Origin of the sequence: Streptomyces sp. WAC06614, from assembly GCF_003949795.1 — a bacterium.
Lineage (GTDB): Bacteria > Actinomycetota > Actinomycetes > Streptomycetales > Streptomycetaceae > Streptomyces.
Map to the genome: position 1 here is coordinate 24222 of NZ_RPRY01000058.1, position 6307 is coordinate 30528.

Below are 6307 nucleotides of genomic sequence, written 5' to 3' on the forward strand. Positions count from 1 at the left end.
TGTCGGGCCCCTCGCACACCTCTCCAGCCCGATGAGGTAGACCTTCGCCTCACCCTCGGGCACACTCCCGGATGCCCGACCGGGCGGTCACGGACGAATGCCGGAGCAGGCCACGGGAAGGCTGCGCGGCCCGCGCAGGACGGCGTTGCGCCGGTAGGGCGGCGGGTCGGCGAGCAGGCGCGGTCCTTCGAGCCGGGCGGCCAGCCTGCTCAGTGCCAGCTGCGCCTCCAGCCGGGCCAGCGGGGCCCCGAAACAGCCGTGGATGCCGCTGCCCAGCCCCAGGTGGCGCAGGCCCTTGCGGTCGGGGTCGAACCGGTCCGGGTCGGCGAACTGCTCCGGGTCGCGGTTCCCTGCGGCCAGCACCAGCCACATCGAGGAGCCGCGCGGGACGACCGTCCCGTGGACCTCGATGTCCGTGAGCGGGGTGCGCTGGGGGAGCAGCTGGACCGGAGGTTCGTAGCGCAGGAGTTCTTCCACCAGCGGGACGGCGAACGCCGGGTCCTGGCGGAGACGGTCCAGTGCCCAGGGGTGGCGGAGCAGGGTGAGCATGCCGTTGGTGATCAGGTTGACGGTGGTCTCGTGCCCGGCGACGAGCAGCAGCGCCGTGGTGGCGAGGAGCTCCATCGTGCTCATCGTGCCGTCGGGGCCGTCACCGGCGGCGAGCTGGGAGATCATGTCGTCGCCGGGGTGCCTGCGGCGTTCCTCGATCAGTTCGGCCAGGTAGCCGCCGAGGGCGAGCCGGGCGTCGTGCGAGGCCCGCAGCCGCGCCCGGGGGTCGGGCGCGTCGGGGTCGGGGTCCAGGCTCGCGGCGAGGACGTCCGCCCACGCGTGGAAGCGTGCCTCGTCCTCGCGGGGGACGCCCAGCACCCGGCAGATGACGGTGACCGGGAAGGGGTAGGCGAACGCGCCGACCAGGTCGATGTTCCCGGGGTCCCCGTCGCGGGCGATCCCGTCGATGAGGCCGTCCACGACGGTGAGCAGTTCGCCCCGCAGGTCCTCGATCCGATGGGGGGAGTGCGGCGGGCCGAACGGCCGGTTGGTGATCCGGCGGAGCCGGTCGTGGTCGGGCGGGTCCAGCCGGAGGAAGGCAGGGGGCAGCATGCCGGCGCCGTCGGTGCCGTCCCCGCCGTCGGCACCCGCCTCGGGCCCGCCTTCGGCGGCCTCGACGAGCGGGCCGTCCGAGGCGGGCCCTACGGCGAGGTTGCGGACGTCCGAGCTGATCCGCGGGTCGTTCAGCAGTCGTTCGATGTCCTGGAAGCCGCCGATGACGTACGGGCCGCCGTCCTCCTGGAGCACCGGGGTGCGGTGCAGTTCCGCGTAGAGCGGGTAGGGGTCGGCGCGGTTGTCGTGGTCGAGGATCCGGTGCAGCAGGCTCGGGCTCATGGCGACCTCCTTGCGGTGCGGGGGAGTGGCCGCCGCCTCCGGGGTCCGGTGGGGGCGGCCTCCTCCACGCTAGGGACGCCGGACCGCCCGTCCTGTCCTCCGAGCGGTCCGTCCTCGGACGACCCCGTCCTCGGACGACCCCGTCCTCGGACGACGCCGGCACCGGACGGCGGTGCGTACAGGTGGGCGGTGGGCCGGTCACCGCGGGCCGCGGCGCCGCAGCGGTGACCGGCCTAAAATGGGGCGGTGCGGCACGACGCCGGAGGGCCGGGCGGACAAGCCCCGGCCGGGCAGTGGCCGCCGGTGGACCCCGGGAGCCCCGGCGGGAAGGCGGTCGCGGCCATCTTCCTGGACTTCGACCGGCGGGCGCAGCGGCTGCGCAGCGCCTTCCGGCTGGTCCTGGTGGCCGTGATGGGCCTGGTCGCCTGGACCGGCACCCCGTCCGACGAGTGGCCCGCCCAGTTCGCCCTGGTGGGCGCGTACGGGCTGCTGTCCCTGGTGACCCTGGGGAGGGCGTGGGCCCGGCCCGAGGTGGCCCGGAGCATCCCGGGGGCGGCTCCGTCGGCCTTCGTCGTCGTCGACGTGGCTGCGGTGACCGTCATCCAGTTCCTGTCGGTCGGCAGCTATCTGTCGCTGGGCCTACTGGCCTTCCTGCCGTTCCTCACCGCGACCCAGCCCGGCCGGCAGGCGCTGCTGCTGTCGGTGGCGGCCATCGCGGCGAGCGGGGCGGTGCTGTCGGACCCGGCGTTCAGGGAACAGCTCGGCCCGGGGGAGGCCGCGGCGATCGTGGCCATGCTGGGCCTGCTGTGCGTGGTGGCGGTGGTGGTGTCGCAGGTGCAGCAACGGCGGCTGGCGAAGGTGGCCGCCCTGACGGTCAGCCGGTCCCTCCTGCTGGAGGACGTGGTCTCGGCCGAGGCCCGGGAGCGGCGGGCGGTCTCCGAGTCGGTGCACGACGGGCCGCTGCAGACCGTGCTCGCGGCCCGCCAGGACCTCGGACAGGCCCGCAAGGCCCCCGACGGCGGCCCGCAGCTCGTGGAACGGGCCTACGGCCTGCTCGGCGACGTGGCCCGCGACCTGCGGCAGGTCAGCGTCACCCTGCACCCCGAGGTGCTGGAGGAGGCCGGGCTCGCGGCGGCGGTACGGTCCCTGGCCCGGACCACCGCGGAGCGGGCCGGGCTCACGCTGGAGTGCACGGCGGAGCTCCCGCACCGGTACGCGTTCGACCCGATGCTGTTCGCGACGGCCCGGGAGCTGCTGGGCAATGTGGCGCGGCACGCGCGCGCCACCCGCCTGCGGGTCGCGCTGCGGGACACCGGCACTGCGGTGATCCTGGAAGTGCAGGACGACGGCGTCGGCCTGGACCCGGGCCTGCTCTCCGGCCGGCTGGCGGAGGGCCACATCGGACTGGCCTCCCAGCGCACCCGGGTCGAGGCCCTGGGAGGAACCATGGAGCTGCTGCCCGTGGAACGCGGCACCCGGGTACGGGTCACCGTACCGGTGACGGACCGGCCCGCCTCCTCGGACCGCGCGGCCGGGGCGCCCGCCACGGAGGCACCATGAGCTACGAACAGACCAAGGTCCGGGTCGTGGTCGGGGACGACCACCCGGTGTACCGCGACGGGATCGTCTCGGCGCTGAACGGGACCGGCCGCGTCGAGGTGGTGGCGGCGGTCGCCGACGGCCGGGCGGCGCTCGACGCGATCCGCGAGCACGCCCCGGCGGTGGCCCTGCTCGACTACCGCATGCCGGAGCTGGACGGCCTGAAGGTGGCGCACGCGGTGTCCCGCGACGAGCTCCCGACCCGGGTGCTGCTGCTGTCCGCGTCGACGGAGAGCGACCTCGTCTACCGGGCGATCCAGGAGGGCGTGGCCGGGTACCTGTCCAAGGAGTCCGACCGGGACGACATCGTCGCCGCCGTGATGGCCTGCGCCAAGGGGGAGAGCGTCCTGCCGCCGGCGCTGGTGACCGGGCTGGCCTCGGAGGTGCGGTCCCGGGCCCGCTCGGAGGAGCCGATGCTCAGCGCCCGCGAGCGCGAGGTCCTCCAGATGATCGCGCAGGGGATGTCGGTGCCCGACATGGCCAAGGAGCTCTACCTCGCGCCGACCACGGTCAAGACGCACCTGCGGCGGCTCTACGAGAAGCTGGGCGTCTCCGACCGGGGCGCGGCGGTGGCCAAGGCGATGCGCACGCACATGCTGGAGTGAAGAACCGCCTCCGCGAAATCCGGAAGGCGCCGGAAAGAGCCTCAACGGGAATGCGGTAATGCCTTTGTACGTGCCTCGTCGGACTGGAACCCGCGGGCAGTCATGGGCAGCCTGAAAAGATCCCTGGAGGACAACTCCAGGGAGGGCAGCTGCTCGCCGTGACGCCTGGCGCTCCGTGTCGCCGACCAAGGATACAGGCATGCAGCGGCGACGAAATACGCGTCCGTAAGAGAGGTTTCGATGACCGAATACGTCCTGCTGGGATATGGCGACCTGCACGGCGACCCCACCGTCACCCGACCGGACATGGAGGTCGTCAGGATGCCGGAGGGCCTCACGATCCACCTCTATTCCTCCGGAGGCCGGCCGATGACGTACGGACGTTACGTGGATCTTTGGCAGGGCGCTCACCTCATGCAATCCCTCACCGACAAGGAGGGGGCGGTCGTGAACCAGGTTCTTCACGGAGGAGAAGGCCTCGACACAGCGGAGAACATGGACGCACTCCAGCAGGCCTTCGAGCGACAAGGAATGTGGCTCATTCTGCCCGGCGTCGACGGCTGGCCGGATCCGCTCGTCCTCTGTGACGGTGACACGGATACGTGCCCGGCACCGTCCAACGAGATCGCGCAGGGTGAAGGCCACACATGCACGGGAGTTCTCGGCAGCGGCAGGATCGACCCCGGGGCACATCTCCACTGGAGGCCGTATCCCCGCTTCGCAATACATTGCTCCGTCGAAGAACCGTGGAGCGGTGAGCCGGACCTCGCGCCGGGCCGTTCGGCAGGCTTCGACGCCGATACGGCAAGCAGGGAAAGCGCGCCCGGACCTGACGTCCAGCAGGCGCTCCAGGCCATCGAAAAACAGAACCGGAAGGTCATGAGGACGGCGAAGGAGGGGGCCCGTCTTCAGTACCTCACCTACGCTTCCGTGCTCGTTGTCGCCAGCGATTCACGGTTTGCAGGGTACTCCCGTGAGCGGGTGGCGCGGATGCGGCAGCGCGAGGACTGTTCCGAGGGCGAGTTTTATGTCAGCCATAAGGGCAAGGTCATCCGTGTCCACAGCGGGTCCGACTGGGACAGGGTTTCTGCGGGCCTGCGGAAGATCACCACATATGCGCTGCTCCGGGAGGAGGTGCCCCCGCAGGGGCGTCGAGGAGCGGACGAAAACGCCGCCCGGCGGGTGAACGGTCGGCTCCTGGGGAGGGATACGGACGTCTTGAAGAAGAAGCGGAAGGAAAGCCCGCCCGGAGAGAAGGAGCGCACGCGACGCGAGCGAGCGCTGCCCGATCCCTTGGAAGCGGAGATGCACTACGCACTCGGGGGAGGCATCCTCCTCTTGAGCGATACGGTGGAATTTTCGGAACACGAAGCGGGAAACAGGGAGTATGTTCGCGCAAAGGAATGTGTCACGGGTGTCCTCCTGGTGAGTAACAGCAAGTACAGCCGCGCGAGCGAAAAGGGTCCCTTCATCAGTGTGCCCTCGGGAAATGATCTGAGCAGTGCTCAACGGTGCCTCATGAGGGAGAAGATCGGCGAGGTCTGCAACTTTGAAGTGATCTTCGGAGAGGTTGATCGTCACGGCAGCGGCAAGACGCCGTTCAGGACTGCACCGCGCGTCACCGAGGCCCAGCGGAGGTCGATCCAGCGGGCACCGCAGCACACCGAAGTAGACGGCGAACCGTTCGTGAGCGAGTGCCGCCGCTCGACGGCTACGGTCGAGCAGGACAGCCACATCCAGGTCGGTGGCGCCCGCTACTCGGTGTCCTGGCGGCTGATCGGCAAGCAGGTCGACGTCGAGGAGGGCACCAACGTGGTCCGGGTGTACTACAGGGGGAGACTGGTCCAGAAGCACCAGGCCCTCACGACGGGGACCCAGACCGACCGCTTCGACTTGGGGCTCTGAACGGCGGCCGTCCGCGGGTGTCCGGGCCCGTCTCAGTGCAGCCGCTTGCGGGTCCACCACCAGGCGAAGGCCAGTAGCGCCAGGGCCGTGCCGAGGCAGATCGCGGTCTCCGTGTACTGGAGGGGCCACAGGTGCGACGAGGGGTGGTACGTGGCCCACTGGCCGGTGAGGCCCTGCTCCTTCAGGCAGCCGACGTAGCGGTCGGTGGAATCGGCGGACATGCCGTTGGAGGCCGAGCACTGCTGCTGGACGGAGGCCGGATCACCGGTGCCCCGCAGGCCGTTGGCCAGGGTCCAGGCGTCGGCCGGGATCTGCGGCGGCCGGCCGATCGGGTACTCCAGCGTGAGCGCCGGGCGGAAGGAGCCGCGGTAGCGCTCCAGGGCCATGAGGAGGGCGCCGCCGACGACGACCGTGGCGCCCATCGCGGTGACGGTACGGCGCAGGACCACGCCACAGACGATGCCGAGGCAGACCATCAGGACGGTACGGGCCACCGGTACCGGGCCGATGGCGTCGTACGGCACCGAGGACGCCCAGCCGAAGTACCCGCCGGCGCGGTCGCGGATCACGGACCACCAGCCGGTGGCCGCGTGCGAGACGGCGGCAGTGGCGGCCACGGCCAGCAGGATCGGTACGGAGGCCTTCGTCAGGAACCAGCGGCTGCGCGTGACGGACTGGGACAGGACCGCGCCACAGACGATGCCGAGGCAGACCATCAGGACGGTACGGGCCACCGGTACCGGGCCGATGGCGTCGTACGGCACCGAGGACGCCCAGCCGAAGTACCCGCCGGCGCGGTCGCGGATCACGGACCA

Annotated in this window: 4 protein-coding genes and 1 pseudogene; 3 read left to right on the forward strand and 2 right to left on the reverse strand. The window is 71.2% G+C overall.

The features are described 5' to 3' along the window. Positions 1-87 precede the first annotated feature (87 nt). Complete coding sequence (locus EF918_RS11030) at positions 88-1383, reverse strand: cytochrome P450 (protein WP_125644277.1); 1296 nt, start codon at positions 1381-1383, stop codon at positions 88-90. A 246-nt stretch (positions 1384-1629) separates the two neighbouring features. Here EF918_RS11030 and EF918_RS36885 point away from each other — a divergent pair, with 246 nt between their 5' ends. The 3 genes from EF918_RS36885 (at position 1630) to EF918_RS11050 (ending at position 5492) form a co-directional block, all read left to right on the forward strand. Beyond that, the gene (locus EF918_RS36885; protein ID WP_185921694.1) at positions 1630-2943 is read left to right on the forward strand and encodes a sensor histidine kinase; all 1314 of its coding nucleotides are present in this window, start codon (positions 1630-1632) and stop codon (positions 2941-2943) included. Beyond that, positions 2940-3587, forward strand: a complete 648-nt coding sequence (locus EF918_RS11045; RefSeq protein WP_125644289.1) for a response regulator transcription factor — start codon at positions 2940-2942, stop codon at positions 3585-3587. Before EF918_RS36885 ends, EF918_RS11045 begins: the two co-directional genes overlap by 4 nt. A gap of 240 nt (positions 3588-3827) precedes the next feature. Then, positions 3828-5492 (forward strand): hypothetical protein, encoded by a 1665-nt coding sequence (locus tag EF918_RS11050; RefSeq protein WP_125644279.1) that lies wholly within the window; start codon positions 3828-3830, stop codon positions 5490-5492. A gap of 32 nt (positions 5493-5524) precedes the next feature. On the opposite strand, the pseudogene EF918_RS36890 reads toward EF918_RS11050, so the two are convergent. Further along, a pseudogene (locus EF918_RS36890) lies at positions 5525-6307 on the reverse strand (hypothetical protein); the annotation flags it as partial.